Origin of the sequence: Yersinia artesiana (genome assembly GCF_902726545.1) — a bacterium.
GTDB lineage: Bacteria > Pseudomonadota > Gammaproteobacteria > Enterobacterales > Enterobacteriaceae > Yersinia > Yersinia artesiana.
The window spans coordinates 17778-41345 of record NZ_CACVAD010000041.1; the positions used below are offsets into that span (position 1 = coordinate 17778).

The following is a 23568-nucleotide window of genomic DNA, read 5'->3' on the forward strand; positions in this document are numbered from 1 at the left end:
CCTATGGCTAGGACGTATGAGAATATTTAAAATTGATGAAGAGGGCGGTCTTTGCCGAGGTGAAATGCGCCCGGTGTTGCGCTCTATGTCGGATGAAACACGAAATCGCTTCATCGCTTGGTTGGGTTTTGTTGGGCAAAAAGAAGATAACGGTTGGGCTAAATACATTATTCCGTTAATCAATGAGGACTGGCCCAGAGAACGTCGATATAGGACGCTAGCTTCAGCGAAAGCGTGGATAGGATTGTTAGGGGAAACCGGTGATGATTTTCATAGGGTTTACGAAACAGTTAAGACGTTCTTGGCCCCGTTGGAAACTGAATATTGTCCGTTATATCGCTTCACTCGAGAGCACGGTAATAAAAAACCACTTACAACCATTTTCCCTGAATCGACACTGGATTTAATGAACAGAATTACGCCATTAAGTCTTACCCGCCCGCCACTTGAGCTACAGAAAGTACTTGCACTGATTGAAGATGTAGAGCCCCGGCTGATCACGGATCAACGATATTTAAGGCTTACTGATTTAGTAGAAAAAAATTAATGAGACCGTTATAAACATGCTGAGGCGGTTTCTTTGTAACAGATGTGGTAAGGTCCGGACTGCTCGAAAGTGAGCAGTCTCTGCTTTTATTTCTGAGTTATACTGCAACAGTATATCAATAAGTTCCTGCCATTGTAGATTTGTACTACATTATTGCACCGATAAAAATTTTGGGAAGATATGATTCGGTACCATGTTTTGTTTAAAAATGGCATTAACCTGTGTGCTGAGACGACGTAACAACTATTACATCGTCAAGATGGGTAGACCGCATATTCAGTGACTACATATTTTGCCATCACAAAAATTTAAGCTATGGCTATAATTTCATTATATTCGTCTTCAAGTAAATCAGATAACAGCTCATTATCATGGGGGCGTTTCATGCCAGAAATTGTTGGATACAATTGCCAGTACCAGTTGTTTTTGCGTATGAAAGTTGCACTTTAAACTTCAATACGAAATTAATCTTGGTGAGTTTTTTAATGATGTACTCTTACATATGAACTTGGAGTTGTGTCATTGCTTTCTTCAAAAATTATTAAAATGCCACTGCGGGTGCTTAATCACTGATCTAGCATACTGGCATATCTGCTACCATATGGATTAATTCTTTTAGACCGATGCGCTTTGTATATACCGACTTGCAGACAAAGTTTAACACAGCAGAGCTGAAAGACATTTTAGCCAGATTAGTATCCCGAAAAATAATATTTATGATGATTCTTCTGTTGATCGTATTCCGTACAGCTAACCGAAGAGTGAGGGGGGGTCCATCCCATTAACTGGAAATCTCTTCAGATATTACAAAGATAAAAGACTTTAAAACTCAGGTCTATGTCTAAATCAGATGATTGCAGACCTGAGTCTGGAGTGCTACTCACTGAAAAACGTCATCGGAAATAGCCATAAATCAGCTGGTAAGCGCGATTTGGTAACTAACATGGACTCCGTATTCGCTAGGGGTTGCGTACGTTGAATCTTAGACGGATGATTTAACGTAACTGTCAGGATAGCATTCGTAGTTAGTTTATTTTTTGAATTACAAGCAACAGATGAACGTTAACGTTTTGTGAATATGAAAGGCAATGGAAAAGCTTACGAAATGTACTGGTTTTGTGTTCTATAGCAAAACACATTTAGACATTAGGAATAGTTCCTCCATCTCAGTTTTTTCGATAACCTAAAATTGCATGGTGACGTTGAATTTTACTCCTGAGAATTATTGAACACAGAAGAAAATAGCATTAATTAAATATGTTAGTTACATACCCATCCCACGTAATCCTTCCTGTTTTTATTTGTCTGTATTTTCCATAAGTGAAATTTTTTCATTATCTAAAAATACCCATCATTTTCCTGTAACTAAGAATCTATTCTGAATAGTGACAATTTATTAATCCATTTGTACTCATAATTTAAAAATGCGGAAGGAGGACCATACGCCCTCCCTCAACGTCACTTATTTACCCTAATTCATAATGCGGTCTAAGCGTGCCCCGCTAGGGCTTTAAATACCATGGCAATGGCATGAGCGCCAGGGTCCATGTTACCTACCAGGCTGTCGCTATTCAGATATGACGAGCGACCGGCGTTGGCTTTAGCGGCATGGCAGGTTTTCTCGGCACCCACTTCAGCTGCCAGGTATGCGTTTTTAAGGTCGCCTGGTTGGTTTGCAAGCGCTTCGAGAGCGGGTTGCAATGCGTCAATTAAAGTACGATCACCTAAATCAGCCCCACCATAGTATTTCATCTGTGCCAGACCCGTTTGCAGTGCCGCTACAACTGACTCACCTTTCTGGAGTGATTGCCCTGTAGCAGTAAAGAAAATGGACATCAATACACCGCTGGAACCGCCCATCACCACAGTTAAACGTTCACCAATTAATGCGCAAAGCGTTTCCAGCTGATTCAGTGGTAACTGGCTTTGCTGACGTAATAAGGCAATTTCGCGGGCTCCGGCAGCAAATGTTGAACCGGTATCACCGTCGCCCACTTTGGCATCCAGGGCATTAAGTACACTTTCCAGGCTCGATAACGTTTGGGTGACCACATCCACATAGTGACCCACTGCGTTATTTTCTGAAGGCTGGAATGCGACTCGGGCGCTTTGTAAAGCACAGGGTATGATGCGCGGTGAACGCAGGCGAACCAGTGTTTGCCAGTTAGCGGTTTCTACATCAGTTATCAGCGCTTTTTCAATATTGCCTTCCATTACCATTGCCGTGATGGAAAAACCTTTCATATCCAGTGCACTTACTAGCGCTGCAGGCCCAATCAGCCAGTCGATACGGCCTGCTAAAGCGCTATGCACCAGTTCACGATTAAGGACAGCCATCTCGGTAATAGAAACGCCGCCCAGGTTGTTGAGCATCACCACCAGACGACCTGTCGCTGGTAACGCCACGAGCAGTTTATCGACCATCAGTTTGATGATTTGCTGGCTATTTTGAGTGTGAATAACGCTGGCACCTGGTTCACCATGAATACCCATTCCAAGCTCTGCCTGGCCTGGATGGTGGCGAACGGCATCATCAGGATCTTGGGGAAGGTGGCAACTGGAGAGGGCAACACCAAGACTAAAGACGCGCGCCATAGCAAAACGTGTTTCTTGCACAACTGTGTCCAGGCAGTTGCCTTGTTCGGCAAAATGACCCGCCACTTTATGGATAAGGATCGTGCCTGCAATACCGCGCGGCTGTTTGTTATCCGGCAGTGAAATATCATCCCCAACGATAACCATTTCGACTTTGTAGCCCAGGCGACGCGCTTTTTCTGCCGCCAGCCCAAAGTTGAGCCGATCGCCGGTGTAGTTCTTAACAATAAGCAGGCAGCCTGCTTCACCTGTCACCGCCTGGATTGCAGTCAGTACCGCATCAACACTAGGTGAAGCAAATAAATCACCGCAAACCGCCGCGGTTAGCATTCCTTTGCCAACAAAACCGACATGAGCTGGCTCATGCCCGGCACCACCGCCGGAAATAATAGCAACCTTGCTTTTATCCAGCTCACTGCGCACCACAATACGAATGGCCGGGTCGGTTTCCAGTCGGGCTAAATTGTTCCACGGGCAGGCGACAATGGCTCCCTCGATAGCGTCATTAACAAGGTTTTCGCGTTGATTATAGAAAAATTGCGACATAACGGTTTCCTGAACATGAGGTACAACATTCCCTCGGAGAGATCTCCGGGGCGAATGTTAAGGATGGAAGATTGGGTTGTGTAACTACGAACGGACGGGTACGTTTTCCAGCGTTAGCAAGTCACCGCTGCAAAAATTTTGCAAGGCATCTCCCTGTTGGCAGAGGAACGGAATACCAGCCTCTCTGGCAATAATTGCACTATGCGACAGAGCGCTTCCTTCTTTCAGGCTGATACCTGCCACTTTGCGGGTATCCAGTTGAAGCACCACAGAGGGATAAATATCATCAGCAATGATGATCGTCGGGCGCTGATGTTGCGGGTGTCTTTCCGTGGTTTGCGTCAGATGGCCTAGCACGCGCTGCAAAATATCATCTACGTCGATGTAACGAGCTTGTAGATAGGCATCATCCAATTGACGATACTGCGCACTTAAATCAGCCATCACAGTATGCCAGGCCCATTCGGCGCTATAGCCATGAGTGCGCAGCAATTCGCAGGCGCTGTCGATGAGTTCCGCATCGTCGAGCAGGGTATGGTGACCCGAAAAAATCGCCGCAATGTCGTCGGAATATTTTTCAGCAGCCAGTTGGGTGAGGCTGTTGAGATCGTCAAGAGTATGGCTGATGGCCATTTTCAGACGTCTGGCTTCTTCATCAGCGCTGTTACTAGCCGATTCCCTTAATGCAAAATTAACCGGAGAGTAGCGCAGCACCTCACCGCTGACAGTAACCACATCCGCAGTGGATTGCTGGCGGGAAGGTTGTGTTGCCAAATCCTCGCCAAAGTTTTCCACCGCCAGTGTTTTAAATGCCACCAGCGCTTCAGTGGCTTCCGGGCCTTTGGCAATTAAGCGAAGTGTGTCTTGGTAGCGAACCTGGAGCAGGGCAATCTGGTTAATGCTATCTGGCTTGACGCACTTACCGTCTTTTTCGAGCACCAGATGCGCATTAAACCCTGCCAGCGCTGAAACCAACTGCGCCGCCGGGCGAACATGCAAACCATGAGGATTGTTGATGACCACAGTGGCAGACAACGCTTCACCGCCAAGTGATTCATTACTCGCCAACGTTGGTGCGGTAGCCTCTTCCGCTGGTAGCCCTAACTGCACACGTTTCGCCTGTAGTGAGTTTTGTGCATCCATAATCACTTTTTCAATGCCAGCACCTGCGGCTGCGCTGACCGTAGCCGCTAAGGTTCCTTCTACCAGAGGCGCTGCGCATAAGCGGACTTTCTGTGCGATGACGGGGTCGAGTAATTCCAAAGCCGTCTCAGCACTTAGTAAGGCGCTCCCCATATCCATCATGACCAGCACATGATCGGTATCGGCCACGGATTCAATCGCTTCCATGACTTTAATGGGATCCGTACCAATGGGATTCACAGGATCGTCGATCCCTGCGGCGATGGCCAACCGACAGCCATCCCCCCTTAACATCTGCCGGGCCAGTTCCCCGACTCCTTGGCCCAGTTGGGCGCTATGAGAAACAATTACCAGGTTTACCATCGCCTTATCCTTTGCTTTACTCTCTGGCCGCCGCGGCCAGCATCTGCATCATAAACAACACCGAGGTTGCACCAGGGTCCTGATGCCCGATGCTGCGCTCACCCAGATAACTGGCACGCCCTTTACGAGCCTGCATCGTAATAGTCGATTGTGCTGCCTGCTCAGCAACCTGGCAGGCAGTATCCAGGGCCGCTAGCAGCGACAAATTTTGCTCGCTGGACTGCTTTAGCGATTCGGCAACTGGTAGCCAAACATCACACATGGTTTTGTCGCCTGGCTCTGCTTTGCCCCGATTAATCACGCCGTCGGCACCTTCACTTATCATCTGATACAGCTCATTGAGCGTCAGACTTTGGTGGGCCTGAGTCACCTGGGCTGCACGAATAAAGAAGGTTCCAAAGAGGGGGCCACTGGCGCCGCCAACATTGGAAAGCAGCACCATGCCGGTATTCTTCAGGATAAAACCAATGTCTTTGTCAGCAATGGAAGGGAGTTTTTCCACGACCTTGCTAAAACCACGGTGCATATTCAGCCCATGGTCTGCATCACCTATTTCTCTGTCCAGCCCGGTCAGAAAAACACACTCGGAGGTGAAAATCTCCCCGCAGCGGTAGAGCCAGTTAACAATTTGATTTTTGGTTAGTGACATTGCAATCTCCTTAGTGACCCCAGTTCAATGCAGGGGTGTGAACAGGGGCATCCCACAAAGTGAGAGTCTCTTTATCCGCTTTCAGTAAGGTAATCGAGAAGCCTGCCATATCCAGCGAAGTACACCAGGTGCCAACCAGGTTACGAACGATAGAAATCCCAGCTTCCTGGCAGCATGTTTCCAGGCGGTTGTAGACGCCGTACAGCTCAGAAAGTGGGGTGGCTCCCAGGTTGTTGACCATCGCAATCACCTTATCGCCGCTTTGCAGTGCTTGTTTGGCTTGTTTTACTTCCTGCCAATTGCCCTTGGTGCGATCCCATTGGCGCAGGGTTCGGCTGTAGTTACCATTTTCGAGTAACGTGCTAAACATCTCATCTACGGTGTTATCCAGCGAGGTGAAACGGCGGCGGTCTATACCTGGCTCACCGTGAATGCCCACCCCAAACTCCATTTCGTCATCCTGAAGCTCGAATGAGAGTATCCCCGACGCAGGAACGGTACAGGCGCTTAACGCGATACCAATAGAGTGCCCCAAATTATTCAGCTTGCGACCCAGTTCGGCACAGGCTTCCAGAGAATCGCCTCGTTCTGCTGCCGCCCCAACCAATTTCTCAATCAAGACCGTATTGGCAACTCCACGGCGTCCTGCGGTGTACAGGCTATCTTTTACTGCCACATCGTCATCGACCACCACAGTGGTGACTTTAACACCGCCTTCGTGTAGCAGCTCGGTTGCGGTTTCAAAATTGAGGATATCGCCGGTGTAGTTTTTAATAATCAGCAGGACGCCTTCACCACCGTCAATCGTCATGGCGCATTCGTACATTTTGTCCGGTGTTGGGGAGGTGAAAATCTCACCAGGACAAGCTCCGGTAAGCATTCCCTGGCCGATAAAGCCGCAATGCATCGGTTCATGGCCACTACCGCCGCCAGATAAAAGAGCGACTTTCCCCGCAACAGGGGCATCGGCACGGGTCACGTAAACCGGATCCTGATGCAGTTTCAGTTCAGGATGAGCTTTAGCCAGCCCAGTAAGTTGCTCGCTCAGTACATTTTCCACACGGTTAATCAGTTTTTTCATTATTCATACTCCGCAGGAGATCTATGGGTCATTGGGTTGTTCAGGCCCGGTGTAGGGTATCGGCCTTCGCAAAACCTTTTGCAGCCGACGCAATAATTCTCTCCTGGGCAGGGGAAAAAAAAACAGCGAAAAAACCAGTTCCATAGTGGAACGGAAAATTATTAATTTGTTTCAAAATGGAACTCATTTTGCCAGCAAACGACAACAATGAGAGCCTGGGCAATCTTTTGAATGTTTCTGATGTGCTAGCCAGGTCTGGTCGCCGTGTCCAGCGGGCATTATTTTTCGGAGGGTTCAAGTAAAAGGGTTATTATTCAGTTTCTTTGTTCATACTGACTGTGATGCAAAGACGGATCAGGATCTCAATCCTTACTTTTGTTCAGGTTATACGTTCCATAATGAAACTTACATTTTGATTTTACGTTTCATATGGGAACAAAAATTATGAAGATTTTTTTGTCCGGCACCCGCTCTAGAGTGATGTTACCGCGCCGCAGTGTTCAACCTCTCGCTGGAACCGATTAGCAAGAGTGAGCAACGTCAGGCGTCATCATGTAAACGAGTTCAAAAAATCAATTTGAGGGTGAAGAGAATGCTACAAGTTATTCAATCTCCGGCAAAATATCTCCAGGGTCCTGATGCATCCGCGTTGTTTGGTCAATATGCTAAAAATTTAGCGGATAGCTTTTTTGTGATTGCTGATGATTTCGTGATGAAGCTGGCTGGGGACAAGGTGCTCAATGGTTTGCACCAGCACGATATTATCTGCCACGCAGAGCGTTTTAACGGTGAATGTAGCCATGTGGAAATCAACCGCCTGATTGCCATTCTGAAACAGAAAGGCTGCAAAGGCGTGGTGGGTATTGGCGGAGGGAAAACCCTCGATACCGCAAAAGCAATTGGTTATTACCAGAAACTGCCAGTTGTTATCATCCCGACCATTGCTTCTACTGATGCGCCAACCAGCGCGTTGTCTGTTATCTACACCGAAGCCGGCGAGTTTGAAGAGTACCTTATTTACCCGAAAAACCCCGATATGGTGGTGATGGATACCGCCATTATCGCCAAAGCGCCAGTACGTTTGCTAGTGGCCGGGATGGGCGATGCACTCTCTACCTGGTTTGAAGCGAAAGCGTGTTATGACGCAAGAGCGGTCAGCATGGCGGGAGGGCAGTCCACTGCTGCGGCATTAAGCCTTGCGCGCCTTTGCTACGACACCTTGATGAACGAAGGTGAAAAAGCACTCCTGGCGGCACAAGCAGGCGTGGTGACGACGGCACTGGAACGCATTGTTGAAGCAAACACCTATCTGAGCGGTATTGGTTTTGAAAGTAGCGGTCTGGCGGCAGCGCATGCGATTCATAATGGTTTCACCATCCTTGAAGAGTGCCACCATCTTTACCACGGTGAAAAAGTCGCTTTCGGTACGCTGGCACAGTTAGTGCTGCAAAACAGTCCGATGGAAGAGATTGAAACGGTGATGGGTTTCTGCCAGCGAGTCGGCCTGCCAATCACACTTGCGCAGATGGGCGTTAAAGAAGGCATTGAAGAGAAAATTATGGCTGTTGCAAAAGCAACCTGTTCGGAAGGGGAAACGATTCACAATATGCCATTCCCGGTTTCGGCAGAAAGTGTTTATGCCGCCATCCTTGCCGCAGACCGTTTTGGTGAACAGTGGCTGGCAGGTAAATAACGCCAGCTGACAAAGAAAATGACGACACGTTTAAAAATGTGACCTTGCCTCCGCCTTTCGGCGGGGGCATTTTTGCCCTTATGGCAGCCGGAGTCGGCACCCGTTGCTGGGGCTAAAACAGGCTATGACTATGCAGAATCAAAAAACCGAACAGGAAGTTTCCTCCTTTATCGCTCAATCCTGGCATCGTTGCGGGAAAATTATGCAGCGGGAAACATGGGGTATCCCTCACCAGGCTCAGGGGCTAACTTTTGAGTCCATCTGTCGTCGTAAAACCGCGCTGCTGACTATTGCTCAAGCCGCTCTGGAAGATGCCTGGGAGTTTATGGATAGCCGCGCCTGTGCGTTAATTATTCTCGATGAGTCAGCTTGCATCCTCAGCCGCTGTGGACACCCTGAAACCCTGGAGCAGCTAAAAACGTTGGGGTTTCGTGCCGGGAGTTATTGTGCGGAAAGCATTATTGGGAGTTGTGCCCTTTCGCTGGCGGCTATGCAGGGGCAGCCGATAAAAACCCACGGCGAGCAACATTTTAAACAGGCGTTGTTTCCGTGGTCATTTTGCTCAACACCGGTGTTTGATAACAACGGGCGGCTTTTTGGATCGATAGCATTGTGTTGCCGAACCACCGAGGCAACACCAGCAGACTTGTCGCTGACTCTCGCAATTGCCAGAGAAGTCGGGAACTCACTCTTAACCGACAGTTTGCTTGCCGAATCTAACCGCCATCTGAACCAGATGTACGGCCTGCTGGAAAGTATGGACGACGGGGTGATGGCGTGGAATGAACAAGGCGTTTTGCAATTTCTTAATGTGCAGGCAGCAAACATGCTTCATCTGGATAATCAGGTCAGCCAGGGGAAAAATATCAGTGAACTGCTTACGCTCCCGGCTTTGCTGCGCCGGGCGATTAAACATGCCAAAGCGCTAAACCACGCTGAAGTGACATTTGAAAGCCAGCATCAGTTTATTGATGCGGTAATTACTCTGAAGCCCATCGTTGAAGAGCAGGGCAACAGTTTTATCTTGTTGCTCCACCCGGTTGAACAGATGCGTCAGTTAATGACCAGCCAACTGGGCAAAGTGAGCCACACCTTTGAGCAAATGTCGGCTGATGATCCTGAAACTCGCCGTTTAATTCACTTTGGTCGCCAGGCGGCGAGAGGGGGGTTCCCCGTGCTGCTGTGTGGGGAAGAGGGCGTGGGAAAAGAGCTGATTGCTCAGGCTATTCATAATGAAAGTGAGCGCGCTGGTGGCCCCTATATTGCCGTAAATTGCCAGTTATATGCAGACAGTGGTCTGGGGCTGGATTTTATGGGAAGTGCGCCAAATAGCGACGAAAATGGGCGATTAAGTCGGTTAGAACTGGCTAATGGCGGAACCCTTTTTCTTGAGAAAATTGAATATCTGGCACCAGAACTTCAGTCAACGTTATTGCAGGTGATCAAACAGGGTGTTCTGACGCGCCTTGATGCCCGTCGTCTTATTCCCGTCGATGTGAAAGTCATCGCCACCACGACGGTTGAACTTGGGAATCTGGTGGAACAGAACCGTTTTAGCCGCCAACTTTATTACGCATTACACTCCTTTGAGATTGTTATTCCCCCTCTGCGTGAGCGAGCGAACAGCATTCCATCGTTAGTACACAATCGGCTACACAGCCTGGAGCGGCGTTTTTCTTCTCGCCTGAAAGTCGATGACGATGCTCTGGCGCAACTGGTGGCATATTCCTGGCCGGGTAATGATTTTGAGCTAAACAGCGTGATTGAAAATATTGCCATCAGCAGTGAGCATGGCCGCATTCGCCTGAGCAATCTTCCTGCCCACTTGTTTAGCGAACGCCCTGGCGACAGAAGTAATTCCTCATTGCTGCCTGCCAGTCTGACATTCTCCGCCATCGAGAAAGAGGCCATTATTCATGCGGCCAGAGTCACCAGTGGCCGAGTGCAGGAGATGTCTCATTTGCTTAATATTGGCCGCACGACTTTGTGGCGTAAAATGAAGCAATACGATATTGATGCCAGTCAGTTTAAGCGTAAACATCTGGACTAAATTGCGGTTCTGGATGGCACTCTTCCAGGCGAGCCATAGAAAACAGCGCATCAGACAGCCGATTAATGTAACCCTTCAGTGCATCACGCAATGGGATGTCGCGATCCATGGCCACCAGGATGCGCTCGAGCTGGCGAGCTAACGTACGGGCGACATGCAATTGTGCTGAAGCCATGTTTTTCCCAGGAATCACAAACGCTTTCAATGGGCCGGTTATCGTCATGTTCTGGTCAATCAGCTGTTCCAGCTCGCTAATATCTTCAGCTTCAATGACACGAGTTAACCGAGCTGCGCCTTTGGCATCGCTGGCCAGTTCTGCTCCGACAATAAACAAGTCTTCCTGAATCTTATGCAGAGACTGGCGCAACGGCGTGATTTTGCTGGCGGCATAACAGACGCCAAGTTGAGAAATTAGCGCATCAACGGTGCCGTAAGCTTCCACCCGGATATCGTCTTTATTGATTCGGCTACCACCAAACAGGGCGGTGGTTCCCTTGTCTCCGGTACGGGTATAAATGTGATACATCGTTAAGTTGCCTCACTAAAAGGGATCACTTTGACCAGTTGCCCGGCATTCGCGCCAATGTTGCGCAGCTTACGCAAACTGCTCTCAGGCGGGCAGCTCCGCAGCGCCTGGTCGATGGGCAATTGGGCATGAGTTAACACTGTTTCACCCAAGGCACTGACCCCCAACCCCACACGTAATGCGGAGCTACGCGCTGCGCGCTGACCGAGCTGGAGTGCGCTTTCCCCGGTGTTTTGCAACGTGGTCTGGCAAGGTATACCTTGTTCTTCCAGCCCCATACAAATCTGAAAAATAATGCCATTGCTGATTATCTTTTCATCGTAAAACAGATGCACGGCAGGCGGTTTAGGAATGCCAGGATTCTGCATGAAGTTGGCTCCATGACGAGTGAATATAAGGAGTTAAAAAATGGGCCGAACAGGCGGCCCATTGAATCATCAGAACGCCTGACGGAAGATTTCAACAATGTCTTTTTCATTACCTTTTCGCGGGTTAGAGAAAGCATTTCCGTCTTTCAATGCCATTTCAGCCATGTATGGGAAGTCAGATTCTTTAACGCCTAAATCGCACAGGTGCTGCGGAATACCCACATCTGCAGAAAGACGTGCAATCGCGTTGATGGCGAGTTCAGCCGCATCCATTGTTGATAAACCCGTGGTGTTCTCACCCATAAATTGTGCGATGTCGGCGAATTTTTCTGGATTGGCAATCAAGTTATATCGTGCGACGTGAGGCAGTAAAACCGCATTTGCCACACCGTGCGGCATATCGTAAAGGCCGCCTAACTGGTGAGCCATGGCGTGAACATAACCGAGATTCGCGTTATTGAATGCCATGCCAGCCAGTAGGGAAGCGCAGGCCATATTTTCGCGCGCAACCAGATTGGTGCCTAAGGCCACAGCTTGACGCAGGTTGGTCGCAATCAGTTTAATCGCCTGAATAGCGGAGGCGTCGGTAACCGGGTTGGCATCTTTTGAGATATAAGCTTCTACTGCGTGGGTTAACGCATCCATACCTGTTGCCGCGGTAAGACCTGCTGGCTTGCCAACCATCAATAGTGGGTCGTTAATCGAAACCGAAGGCAGGTTACGCCAGCTCACAATCACAAACTTCACTTTGGTTTTGGTGTTGGTCAACACACAATGGCGAGTCACTTCACTGGCTGTACCGGCGGTGGTATTCACGGCAATAATCGGTGGCAATGGATTCTCCAGCGTTTCAATACCTGCGTAGCTGTAGAGATCTCCCGGATGCGTCGCAGCAATGCCAATCCCTTTACCGCAGTCATGAGGACTACCGCCACCAACGGTAACAATCACGTCGCATTGCTCTTTCTGGAAAACAGCGAGTCCATCGCGAACGTTAGTATCTTTCGGATTGGGTTCTACGCCATCAAAAATAACCACGTTGATGCCAGATTCGCGCAGATATTTTACGGTTTGATCCACTGCACCATCTTTAATTGCACGTAAACCTTTATCCGTCACCAGGAGTGCTTTTTTACCCCCTAATAATTCGCAGCGTTTCCCTACGACAGAGACTGAATTAGGGCCGAAAAAGTTCACATTTGGAACCAGGTAATCATATATGCGATTGCTCATAATAAACCTTCATAAATTGCTGAGGAAATAATATTAATTTTGAGAGAAACAATTAAGCGCGACAACTGCTAATTGAATATCTTGCTCTACGGTGCCGCCGCTGACACCAACAGCACCAATAACTTGACCATTTTCAATAATAGGGAAACCGCCACCGAAAATAACAATGCGCTGTTGGTTAGAAAGTTGTAAACCGTAAAGAGATTGCCCCGGTTGGACATCATGAGTGATTTCATGAGTAGGTTTTTTCAGGCAGCACGCTGTCCAGGCTTTGTTTAGCGCAATCTCGTAACTGGTGATAAAAGCTTGATCCATCCGCTGTACCAGTAGGGTGTTTGCACCACCATCCACCACGGAGAACACGACTGGCACGTGCATTTCCAATGCGGATTGCTCTACAGCTTCAGCCATTTTTTTCGCGATAGCGAGGCTGACATTGCCAGCGGTATGACTTTTTTTCATGTGATCTCCTGATAATAGTATTCTAACGGCCTTACCAGGGCCGGATGGATTAATTAAATAGGTTGTCGATAAATTATTGTGAAGGTTATTTATATTCTCGCCTTACATTTTCATTCTATTTTTACTCAATTGGACATGAAGTCAATAGTGCCAAAAATAGTGAAAATTAATTCTGTGGTTATATTTTTGGTTGTTTTCTGGAATAAGTAAGGATTAGGGTCACATTTCTTTGAAAAGTTAATTCTTGCTGTTTCGTTATGAAACCTGGCAATAAAAATACGTGCCATAATGAAACGTAATTAATTTTGTTTTTATATCACGTTATTCATCTTAAATTTTCGGCAATTACCGCCGGGGGCATTAGCCCTGGGTGTCACACTTATCCTTTGAGCCAAAATATGATGAAAAGATCAAAACGATTTGAGGTTCTCGCCCAACGCCCCGTGAATCAGGATGGCCTGATCGGCGAATGGCCAGAAGAAGGCTTGATTGCAATGGGAAGCCCGTGGGACCCATGCTCTTCCATTAAAGTAGTCGACGGATTGATTGTAGAGCTGGACAGTAAGCAGCGCGCCGAGTTTGACATGATCGACCGCTTTATCGCCGATTACGCCATCAACATTGCCGAAACTGAACGAGCCATGGCGCTGGATTCGCTGGATATTGCGCGCATGCTGGTGGACATCCACGTGAGTCGTGCCGAGATTATTAAAGTCACCACAGCTATTACCCCAGCTAAAGCAGTCGAAGTAATGACTCATATGAACGTGGTCGAGATGATGATGGCGTTGCAGAAAATGCGCGCCAGACGCACCCCGTCTAACCAATGCCATGTTACCAATCTCAAAGATAATCCGGTCCAGATTGCCGCAGATGCAGCAGAAGCGGGGATCCGTGGTTTTTCAGAACAGGAAACCACGGTGGGTATTGCCCGTTACGCGCCATTTAATGCCCTGGCGTTGCTGGTCGGTTCCCAATGTGGACGCCCTGGCGTGCTCACCCAGTGTTCTGTGGAAGAGGCTACGGAGCTGGAGTTGGGTATGCGTGGCTTGACCAGCTACGCAGAAACAGTATCGGTGTACGGAACAGAACCGGTATTTACCGATGGAGATGATACCCCATGGTCCAAAGCGTTTCTTGCCTCCGCTTATGCTTCCCGCGGATTGAAAATGCGTTATACGTCGGGCACTGGCTCTGAAGCATTGATGGGATACGCAGAAAGTAAATCGATGCTGTATCTAGAATCTCGCTGCATTTTTATCACTAAAGGTGCAGGAGTTCAGGGGCTGCAAAATGGTGCCGTGAGCTGCATTGGTATGACGGGAGCGGTGCCTTCGGGGATCCGCGCTGTATTAGCCGAAAACCTGATTGCCTCGATGCTGGATCTGGAAGTGGCTTCGGGCAATGATCAAACCTTCTCCCATTCGGATATTCGCCGAACCGCCCGTACGCTGATGCAGATGTTGCCGGGTACTGACTTTATTTTCTCCGGTTACAGTGCTGTGCCGAACTACGACAACATGTTCGCGGGCTCGAACTTTGATGCGGAAGACTTCGACGATTACAACATCCTACAGCGCGATTTGATGGTAGATGGCGGGCTGCGTCCCGTGACCGAAGAAGAGACCATCGCCATTCGCCAAAAAGCGGCCCAAGCTATCCAGGCAGTATTCCGCGAGTTGGGATTACCGGTAATTACGGATGAAGAAGTCACCGCAGCAACCTATGCCCACGGCAGCAAAGATATGCCACCGCGTAATGTGGTGGAGGATCTGAGTGCGGTTGAAGAAATGATGAAGCGCAATATTACCGGGCTGGACATTGTGAAAGCGCTGAGTTGCAGCGGTTTTGAAGACATTGCCAGCAACATTCTCAATATGCTGCGCCAGCGTGTCACCGGGGACTACCTGCAAACCTCTGCCATCCTTGACCACCAGTTTGACGTGGTGAGTGCCATCAACGACATCAACGATTACCAAGGGCCGGGCACCGGCTATCGCATCTCACCAGAGCGTTGGGAAGAGATTAAAAATATCGCCACTGTCATCCAACCAAACACCATTGAATAAAGGAAGACCGACAATGGAAAATAACGTCAAGAAAGCGCCGGTGTTCACTCTGAATCTGGTGGAAGGAGAGGTTGCAACTACAGGCGAGCGTGTGGATGAAGTGGTCATTGCGGTGGGGCCTGCATTTGATAAGCACCAACATAAGACGCTTATCGACATGCCTCACGAAGCGATTATTAAAGAGCTGGTGGCGGGTGTGGAAGAAGAGGGGCTTCATGCTCGAGTGGTGCGTGTTCTGCGCACATCGGATGTTTCGTTTATGTCCTGGGATGCCGCAAACTTAAGTGGTTCCGGTATTGGGATTGGGATCCAGTCTAAGGGGACGACGGTCATCCATCAGCGCGATTTACTGCCATTGAGTAACCTCGAACTGTTTTCACAAGCCCCGTTACTGACGCTCGCCACTTACCGCCAGATTGGTAAAAACGCGGCCCGCTACGCGAAACGGGAATCTCCGTCACCCGTACCGGTGGTTAACGACCAGATGGTACGCCCTAAATTTATGGCTAAAGCGGCATTGTTCCATATCAAAGAGACCAAACATGTGGTGCCGAATGCGAAGCCTGTCACTCTGCACATCGAAATTTCCCGGGAGGAACAATGAACAATAAACCAATGACCGTTGAGGATTACCCCCTTGCTACGCGCTGCCCTGAACGTATTCAAACGCCGACGGGAAAGCCATTAACGGATATCACCCTGGAAAATGTGCTCGCCGGAAAAATTGGCCCGCAGGATGTGCGTATCTCCCGACAGACCCTTGAATATCAGGCACAAATTGCCGAACAAATGCATCGCCATGCTATTGCGCGCAATTTGCGTCGGGCGGGGGAGCTGATCGCGATCCCTGATGCCCGAATTCTGGAAATCTACAATGCTTTGCGTCCTTTCCGTTCAACGGTCGCAGAGTTGCTGGCGATTGCGGACGAGCTGGAAACGCGCTACCAGGCAACAGTAAATGCGACTTTTATCCGCGAAGCCGCAGAGGTTTACCAGCAACGCGACAAGCTGCGTAAAGCAGGCTAAGGGTAAAACGTTTATGGCATTAATAGCGGGGATTGATATTGGCAACGCCACTACTGAGGTGGCGTTGGCCGAGTCCGGCGAACATGGCTCCCGATTTTTGACCAGCGGGATTGTCTCAACCACCGGAACAAAAGGTACCAGGGAAAACATTCCAGGGGTGATAGCTGCACTGGAACATGCACTGGAAAAAGCCGGGCGCGCTCAAAATGAGGTGGCGTTAATCCGCCTCAATGAAGCGGCACCGGTTATCGGTGATGTGGCGATGGAAACCATCACTGAAACCATCATCACCGAGTCCACTATGATTGGTCACAACCCCCAAACGCCAGGCGGTGAGGGGATTGGTGTGGGGACGACCATTGCACTGGAAAAGCTGGTTGATGTCGATTGCCCTGAGTATGACAAAGGCTGGATCCCGCTTATCAACAGCCGGGTGGATTTCCTGGATGTTGCTTGGCAACTGAATGCGGCTCTGGAGCGAGGGATTAATATTGTCGCGGTGATCCTGCAACAAGACGATGGCGTGCTAGTCCATAACCGCTTATCGCGGACATTACCTATTGTTGATGAGGTAACGTTGCTTGAGCAGGTGCCTGAAGGGGTGCAGGCGGCGGTAGAAGTGGCTGCGACGGGGCAGGTTATCTCTGTGCTTTCAAATCCCTATGGTATTGCGACTTTTTTCAATCTTAGCCCGCAAGAAACCCAGATGATTGTCCCGGTTGCCAGGGCATTGATTGGTAACCGTTCCGCTGTGGTACTGAAAACGCCAAAAGGTGATGTGAAATCACGGGTTATTCCAGCGGGGAACCTCTTTATCCGCGGGGAGAAACGCAACGCGCAAGCGGATGTGACTAGTGGCGCAGAGATCATCATGCAAGCGGTAAACGGTTGTGCGCCAATTCTGGATATAAAAGGTGAGTCCGGAACCCACGCGGGAGGCATGCTTGAACGCGTTCGTCAGGTGATGGCTTCTTTGAGTGGACACGGTGCTGATGAGATTTTCATTCAGGACTTGCTGGCAGTGGACACGTTTATTCCCCGTAAGGTTCAGGGGGGGATCGCCGGTGAGTTTTCAATGGAAAATGCCGTTGGGATCGCCGCGATGGTGAAATCAGACCGCCTGCAAATGGAAGTCATTGCCCGCGAATTGAGCCTGAAACTGAATACCCATGTGGAAGTGGGGGGAGTAGAAGCCAATATGGCGATTGCCGGTGCGCTGACTACGCCTGGCAGCGCTGCACCTTTGGCGATCCTCGACCTTGGTGCGGGCTCAACCGATGCGGCGACCATCAATGGTTCCCGACAGGTGAAATCAGTCCACCTTGCCGGGGCTGGCAATATGGTGAGTTTGCTGATTAAAACCGAACTGGGATTGAGTGATTTATACCTCGCAGAAGAGATCAAAAAATATCCGCTCGCCAAAGTGGAAAGTCTGTTCAGTATTCGTCACGAAAATGGTGCGGTGGAGTTCTTCCGCGAACCGTTGAGTCCGTCGGTTTTTGCCAAAGTAGTTTACATCAAAGCAGGCACCTTGGTGCCTATTGAAAACCATACCTCACTGGAAAAAATCCGGCTGGTGCGCCGCCAGGCAAAACAGAAAGTCTTTGTCACCAACTGCCTTCGTGCATTACGTCAGGTCTCGCCAGGAGGCTCCATTCGCGATATTGATTTTGTGGTATTGGTGGGCGGTTCCTCGCTGGATTTTGAAATTCCGCAGCTTATTACGGAAGCCCTTTCCCATTACGGCGTTGTTGCCGGGCAGGGCAATATTCGTGGCACAGAAGGACCGCGTAATGCGGTAGCTACTGGACTGGTACTTCCGCTGGAAGCCTGAGGCCACAATTTTAATCTTCCTTTGTATCTACAGCAGGATCCAATCATGAGTCAGACATCAAGTTTAAAAGGGCAATGTATTGCTGAAATGCTGGGCACCGGGTTGCTGGTCTTCTTCGGTGTCGGGTGTGTGGCAGCGCTAAAGGTGGCTGGAGCCAATTTTGGCCAATGGGAAATCAGTGTGATTTGGGGCTTAGGCGTCGCGATGGCTATTTATCTGACCGCCGGAATTTCTGGTGCGCATCTAAACCCGGCGGTGACGCTGGCATTCTGGTTGTTTGCCTGCTTTGAACAACGCAAAGTATTGCCTTATATCGTGGCTCAGATAGTTGGTGCATTCTTTGGTGCGGCGCTAGTTTACGGTTTGTATTCCAGCCTGTTTATCGACTATGAACAGGCGCACAATATGGTGCGAGGAGGTATTGAAAGCCTGCAACTGGCGGGGGTTTTTTCTACCTATCCCAATATCCATCTCGGACTGGTTCAGGCATTCGCAGTGGAAATGGTCATCACTGCTATTATGATGGCGATGATTATGGCGCTATCTGATGATGGCAATGGGATCCCACGCGGGCCGCTGGCACCGTTGTTAATTGGTTTACTGATTGCGGTTATTGGTGCATCCATGGGGCCGTTAACCGGCTTTGCCCTGAATCCTGCGCGCGACCTGGGCCCGAAAATCTTTGCTGCGCTTGCCGGCTGGGGAAAAGTAGCCTTTACCGGTGGATTCAATATCCCTTATTTCCTTGTCCCGCTCTGCGCACCTGTTGTCGGTGCTTTGCTCGGAGCATGGCTCTACCGTCAACTAGTGTCGCCTCATCTTCCTTGCGAAAAACCTGCGGCGGTTACTGAGCGTCAGTAGGTTAAGCCGGATAATAAAATCCACGCAAATGCGTGGATTTTTTACTATCACCCCTAAACCCCTTCTTGGGGAGGTGGTGATTGATTCTGTAAGGCTTAGAGCCTGAAGAAAGCCAATGCCGTTTTTCCTTACTCATCACAAGTAAAAGGAGGCACACCAACATGTGCCTTTACAGAAGTTGATCACCTCATGTTCATTGTTTAACATTAACAGGATTTAGAAGTGTCTTGAATTAATGATCCATTTATGGACGCCCCGGGTAATGCAAGAAATGGTTCGATACGGTTTGCGACCATATATCCGGCGTCATCAGTAGGTTTAATTACCGGTGCTATGATGCCATTTGAACTCTGTTTCTTTATCACTACACCGGTATAAAATTACCTAGCATCACTTCAGGCTGTTACAGGGACGGCAAAGTAAATTGTAAGGTGTAGGGCTTTGTCGCATTAACACTGATATATGAGCAAAAATCGGGTGATGCTGCCAACTTACTGATTTAGTGTATGATGGTGTTTTTGAGGTGCTCCCGTGGCTTCCATCTCCATCAGTTGTCCCTCCTGCTCAGCTACTGAAGGCGTGGTGCGTAACGGTAAAAGTACTGCCGGACATCAGCGCTATCTCTGCTCTCACTGCCGTAAAACATGGCAACTGCAGTTCACTTACACCGCTTCTCAACCCGGTACACACCAGAAAATCATTGATATGGCCATGAATGGTGTTGGATGCCGGGCAACCGCCCGCATTATGGGCGTTGGCCTCAACACGATTTTACGTCACTTAAAAAACTCAGGCCGCAGTCGGTAACCTCGCGCATACAGCCGGGCAGTGATGTGATTGTCTGCGCTGAAATGGACGAACAGTGGGGCTACGTCGGTGCTAAATCACGTCAGCGCTGGCTGTTTTACGCGTATGACAGGATACGGAGGACGGTTGTGGCGCACGTCTTCGGTGAACGCACTCTGGCCACACTGGAGCGTCTTCTGAGCCTGCTGTCGGCCTTTGAGGTCGTGGTATGGATGACGGATGGCTGGCCGCTGTATGAATCCCGCCTGAAGGGAAAGCTGCACGTAATCAGCAAGCGATATACGCAGCGAATTGAGCGGCATAACCTGAATCTGAGGCAGCACCTGGCACGGCTGGGACGGAAGTCGCTGTCGTTCTCAAAATCGGTGGAGCTGCATGACAAAGTCATCGGGCATTATCTGAACATAAAACACTATCAATAAGTTGGAGTCATTACCCTAAAAGCGAGTTGTTTTAAAAGTATTCAAATGCTAAGTTAATGAAATTAATTATAAAATTTTGCTTACGGTTAAGCCTTTCGTCGTATTGGTTTTTTCAGGGCTGGCGGGGCGCTGTCTTGTTTGTCCTTTAAGATTTATTTATTCTTCGAGCGCTAAGCGTCCATTCGATAATTTCGATGAATATATCCCCTGTTTGCCCTCCTCTGGCCTGGCGACATGGTGTACGCTCCTGGCAACGCTGAACTCAGAATATTTATCCAGTCACTCTATTTTTTAAGAGCAGTAAACCTATGACTACAATAAAGAACCGTCGTTTACGTCCGCGTGCGCATCGTTTTGCTCTTGAGTCTCGCCAGCTTTTTGATGGAGCCGCTCTGGCTGAAACCGCCATCCATGAGGCATCGGCAAGCGATCTGGTGCACCATGAAAGCGCCACCGAACCCGCGAAGGCGCTGGATATTCCCCACGCCGCCACAGCCGACGCCGCAAGCGAAAAACCGGGCAGCGCCGCCAGCGAAGTCTATGTAATAGACCAGCATATCTCCGGCTGGCAGTCGCTGGTGGACCAGGTGCCGCAGGGCAGCCAGGTGGTGATTATCGATGAAAACAGCTCGGGTCTGAGCCAGCTTGCCGACGCGCTGAAAGGCGAAACCAATATTTCCGCCATTCATATTCTGAGCCACGGCGCGTCCGACGCCATTACGCTTGGCACCGATGTGCTGACGGCGGACAACCTCTCGGCGTGGTCTTCACAGCTCAGCGCTATCGGCGCGAGCCTTAGCGACAGCGGCGACATCCTGCTTTACGGCTGCGACGTCTCCGCCCAGGATAACGCCTTTATCACCCGCTTCGCCGAACTGACTCAGGCGGACGTGGCGGCCTCCAGCGACATGACCGGCAGCGCGGCGCTTTCCGGCGACTGGGTGCTGGAAAACCATACCGGCAGCATTGAAGCGAAAACCTTCGCCTTTGATTACGACGGCCTGCTGGCCGGGCCGGAAGTCACCGCGCCGGAAAAAGGCATCACCGTCGCCGAGTCGAGCAGCCTTAACGCCGCAGGCGCCGATACCGCCACGCTCAGCGGCTGGCAGGTCAGCACCACGGACGCCAGCGAAACCGTCATAGTCACGGTGAGCCTGAGCAACAGCGCCATCGGCAAACTCAGCGACAGCCAGACCAGCAACGCTTCGCTGACCATGACCGGCACTGCCAGCGAAGCGCAGGCCTGGCTTAACAGCATCACCTTTACCTCCGCTGACGTCGAGCTTGGCAACACCGGCGCCAGCGGCAAGCTGGACGTCACGGTGCGCGACAGCGCGGGCGTCAGCACCAGCAAATCCATCGATGTGACCGTGACCCCGTCGAACGACCCGGTAAGCGTGGCCGACGCCACCCAGAACGTGCCGGAGATCGAATCGGGCGGCAGCGTCATCACCACCGTGACCCTTAACGCCATCGATGCGGAAGTAACGGCGGGCACCCAGCAGCCCGTGCAGATTGTCTATGCTCTGACCGACCTGCCGCAGTATGGCTATCTGACGCTGAACGGCGACCGGATGGGCGTCGGCTCTATCTTTACCCAGCAGGATTTGATCGACGGCAAGGTGAAGTATGTCCACACCGCCACGGGCGCAGACCAGAACGCCGCCGACGGCTTTACGGCGGTCATCAACGACGGCGCGACGCCGAAGGCGCAGTCCGATACCGTCCACGTCACGCTGAACATTACCCCGCAGAACCAGGCGCCGACCCTTAGCGGCAGCGGCGTGGTCTTTGAAGGCCAGCCCAACAATGCGGTCAACACCGGCAACGTCGGCCAGTATATAGAGGCGGACGGCGGCGGCGATCCGGGCGACACAACGCTGACTCTCACCATTACCGCCCTGCCGACCCACGGCACGCTCTGGTTTAACGGCGTCGCCGTCACCGTCGGCCAGACCTTTGACTATGCCGATCGCAATCTGCTGACCTATGCTAACGACGGCAGTGAAAACCAGGGCACCGACAGCTTTGGCGTACGCGTCACCGACCAGGGCGGCGGCACCGGCGTGCCGGCCAGCACCGACGGCACCATTACCCTGACCGTGCGCCCGGTGGATGACGACCCGACTCTGGACAACGTAACGCTGCACGCGCAGGTGGACGATCTGGCGAACGCCGTCACCCTTACGTCTGCGATGATCGGCGCAAGCGACGTGGATTCCACCGATAACCACCTCAGCTTTATCGTTGACGACAGCAAGCTCACCCACGGTTACCTGACGCTGGACGGCTACCGCCTGCAAAACGGCGGCACCTTCACCATGCAGGATATCGTCGACGGCAAAGTGCAGTACGTGCAGTACGCCAGCGCCAGCGCATCGGGTGACACCGACAGCTTCAACTTTGTGGTGGTGGACAACACCACTGCGCTGCGCTGGAACGCCGACGGCACGACCTACAGCCGCATCGGCGGCGTGTACACGCCGGGCACCGAAACGCTGACCAGCTTTACCTTTACCATCGGCCTTGCGGTGGTCACGGGCGGCGGTCCCGGCACGATTCCGGATCGCGTCACCACCATTACCAACCGCGATTCCACCTGGGCGGGCGTGGACTTCACCTCTGGCTACGCCCGCGGCGAAGTGGAAGAAGGCGGCATCCTCGTACTGAACGGCACCAGCGGCGACTTCTCCAGCGTGCCGGGCCTGAGCTACACCGCCACGGGCGTGGACGCCTCGCAGGTGGTCTATACCTTCCTTGGTTTCTCGAACGGCGCAACGGGCGGCGAGCTGCAAAAAAATGTCGGCGGCAGCTGGGTGACGCTCGGCGAATACGCCACCTTTACGCAGGCCGACCTCGACAGCGGCAATATTCGCTTCCAGCACGACGGCGGAGAGACCTTTGTCTACGCCGCGGCGTTCTCTGTCTCGGCGGGGCTGACCACGCTCGATGCTAACGGCAACCCGGTGACCGATATCTGGACGCCGACGCTGAACATCTACGTCACGCCAGTGAACGATCTGCCGGTGGTAACCGGCTCCTCCTCCACCGTAATCGCCGAAGGCGAAACCGCTTACCTGACCACCGGCCAGATAGCGATAAGCGACCCGGACGACGCCAACAGCAGCAACGGGCTGGAAGAGAGCGCGACGATCAAAGACGGCAGCGCCAGCGCCAACAACTATGCCTATAACAACGACGCGACCGACGCCAACGTGATCTCTTCCCTTCTTTCAGTACCGTTGTAAAGTAGAGTTTTGGCCCTTCTTTTCCGTCCAAAAAGAGGTCATTCG

General features: G+C 50.8%; 18 protein-coding genes. 10 read left to right on the top strand and 8 right to left on the bottom strand.

The genetic code is table 11. The annotated features are described in order from the left end of the window. The first annotated feature begins 16 nt into the window (after positions 1-16). Complete coding sequence (locus HU019_RS14275) at positions 17-547, top strand: hypothetical protein (RefSeq protein WP_032751337.1); 531 nt, start codon at positions 17-19, stop codon at positions 545-547. Positions 548-2035: 1488 nt separating this feature from the next. On the opposite strand, the gene HU019_RS14280 is transcribed toward HU019_RS14275, so the two are convergent. From HU019_RS14280 to dhaK, 4 genes are all read right to left on the bottom strand, one after another. Then, the gene (locus HU019_RS14280) at positions 2036-3688 is read right to left on the bottom strand and encodes a dihydroxyacetone kinase subunit DhaK (RefSeq protein ID WP_095283458.1); all 1653 of its coding nucleotides are present in this window, start codon (positions 3686-3688) and stop codon (positions 2036-2038) included. Between the two features lie 84 nt (positions 3689-3772). Next, entirely contained in the window at positions 3773-5194 is a 1422-nt protein-coding gene (gene dhaM / locus HU019_RS14285; protein WP_095283457.1) for a dihydroxyacetone kinase phosphoryl donor subunit DhaM, read from the bottom strand. 16 nt (positions 5195-5210) lie between these two features. Then, on the bottom strand, positions 5211-5843 hold the full coding sequence (gene dhaL, locus HU019_RS14290; RefSeq protein ID WP_095283456.1) for a dihydroxyacetone kinase subunit DhaL: 633 nt from the start codon (positions 5841-5843) through the stop codon (positions 5211-5213). A 10-nt stretch (positions 5844-5853) separates the two neighbouring features. After that, on the bottom strand, positions 5854-6924 hold the full coding sequence (dhaK, locus tag HU019_RS14295; RefSeq protein WP_095283455.1) for a dihydroxyacetone kinase subunit DhaK: 1071 nt from the start codon (positions 6922-6924) through the stop codon (positions 5854-5856). Positions 6925-7516: 592 nt separating this feature from the next. Here dhaK and HU019_RS14300 point away from each other — a divergent pair. Both HU019_RS14300 and dhaR read left to right on the top strand, forming a co-directional pair. Continuing rightward, positions 7517-8617 carry a glycerol dehydrogenase gene (locus tag HU019_RS14300; protein ID WP_095283454.1) on the top strand — a complete coding sequence of 367 codons (1101 nt, stop codon included), beginning with the start codon at positions 7517-7519 and terminating at the stop codon, positions 8615-8617. A 124-nt stretch (positions 8618-8741) separates the two neighbouring features. Beyond that, positions 8742-10667, top strand: a complete 1926-nt coding sequence (gene dhaR, locus HU019_RS14305) for a dihydroxyacetone kinase operon transcriptional regulator DhaR (protein ID WP_095283453.1) — start codon at positions 8742-8744, stop codon at positions 10665-10667. Here dhaR and HU019_RS14310 read toward each other — a convergent pair. From HU019_RS14310 to HU019_RS14325, 4 genes are all read right to left on the bottom strand, one after another. Then, positions 10645-11193, bottom strand: a complete 549-nt coding sequence (locus tag HU019_RS14310; protein ID WP_095283452.1) for a cob(I)yrinic acid a,c-diamide adenosyltransferase — start codon at positions 11191-11193, stop codon at positions 10645-10647. The two genes, dhaR and HU019_RS14310, sit on opposite strands and share 23 nt — an antisense overlap. Before the next feature lie 2 nt (positions 11194-11195). Further along, positions 11196-11561, bottom strand: coding sequence for a glycerol dehydratase reactivase beta/small subunit family protein (locus HU019_RS14315; RefSeq protein WP_095283451.1), 366 nt, complete (start codon positions 11559-11561; stop codon positions 11196-11198). 69 nt (positions 11562-11630) lie between these two features. Then, positions 11631-12794: a 1,3-propanediol dehydrogenase gene (gene dhaT / locus HU019_RS14320; RefSeq protein WP_095283450.1), complete on the bottom strand. Its 1164-nt coding sequence runs from the start codon at positions 12792-12794 to the stop codon at positions 11631-11633. Between the two features lie 33 nt (positions 12795-12827). Further along, a complete protein-coding gene (locus tag HU019_RS14325) occupies positions 12828-13256 on the bottom strand; it encodes a GlcG/HbpS family heme-binding protein (protein WP_095283449.1) in 429 nt (142 codons plus the stop codon). 401 nt (positions 13257-13657) lie between these two features. Here HU019_RS14325 and HU019_RS14330 point away from each other — a divergent pair, with 401 nt between their 5' ends. The 7 genes from HU019_RS14330 (at position 13658) to HU019_RS14360 (ending at position 23523) form a co-directional block, all read left to right on the top strand. Beyond that, positions 13658-15325, top strand: a complete 1668-nt coding sequence (locus HU019_RS14330; RefSeq protein ID WP_095284383.1) for a propanediol/glycerol family dehydratase large subunit — start codon at positions 13658-13660, stop codon at positions 15323-15325. 13 nt (positions 15326-15338) lie between these two features. Further along, positions 15339-15929 carry a propanediol/glycerol family dehydratase medium subunit gene (locus HU019_RS14335; protein WP_095283448.1) on the top strand — a complete coding sequence of 197 codons (591 nt, stop codon included), beginning with the start codon at positions 15339-15341 and terminating at the stop codon, positions 15927-15929. Then, positions 15926-16351: a diol dehydratase small subunit gene (locus HU019_RS14340; protein ID WP_095283447.1), complete on the top strand. Its 426-nt coding sequence runs from the start codon at positions 15926-15928 to the stop codon at positions 16349-16351. Before HU019_RS14335 ends, HU019_RS14340 begins: the two co-directional genes overlap by 4 nt. A 13-nt stretch (positions 16352-16364) precedes the next feature. Beyond that, the gene (locus tag HU019_RS14345) at positions 16365-18185 is read left to right on the top strand and encodes a diol dehydratase reactivase subunit alpha (RefSeq protein WP_095283446.1); all 1821 of its coding nucleotides are present in this window, start codon (positions 16365-16367) and stop codon (positions 18183-18185) included. Between the two features lie 45 nt (positions 18186-18230). Next, on the top strand, positions 18231-19046 hold the full coding sequence (locus HU019_RS14350; protein WP_095283445.1) for an MIP/aquaporin family protein: 816 nt from the start codon (positions 18231-18233) through the stop codon (positions 19044-19046). A gap of 531 nt (positions 19047-19577) precedes the next feature. Beyond that, positions 19578-20275 (top strand): IS1 family transposase gene (locus tag HU019_RS14355; RefSeq protein ID WP_223216367.1). Its coding sequence is split into 2 segments (ribosomal slippage): positions 19578-19827 and positions 19827-20275, totalling 699 coding nucleotides; the frame shifts between segments, so codons are not numbered across the junction. 308 nt (positions 20276-20583) lie between these two features. Next, positions 20584-23523, top strand: a complete 2940-nt coding sequence (locus HU019_RS14360) for a DUF4347 domain-containing protein (RefSeq protein WP_227739446.1) — start codon at positions 20584-20586, stop codon at positions 23521-23523. Positions 23524-23568 lie beyond the last annotated feature (45 nt).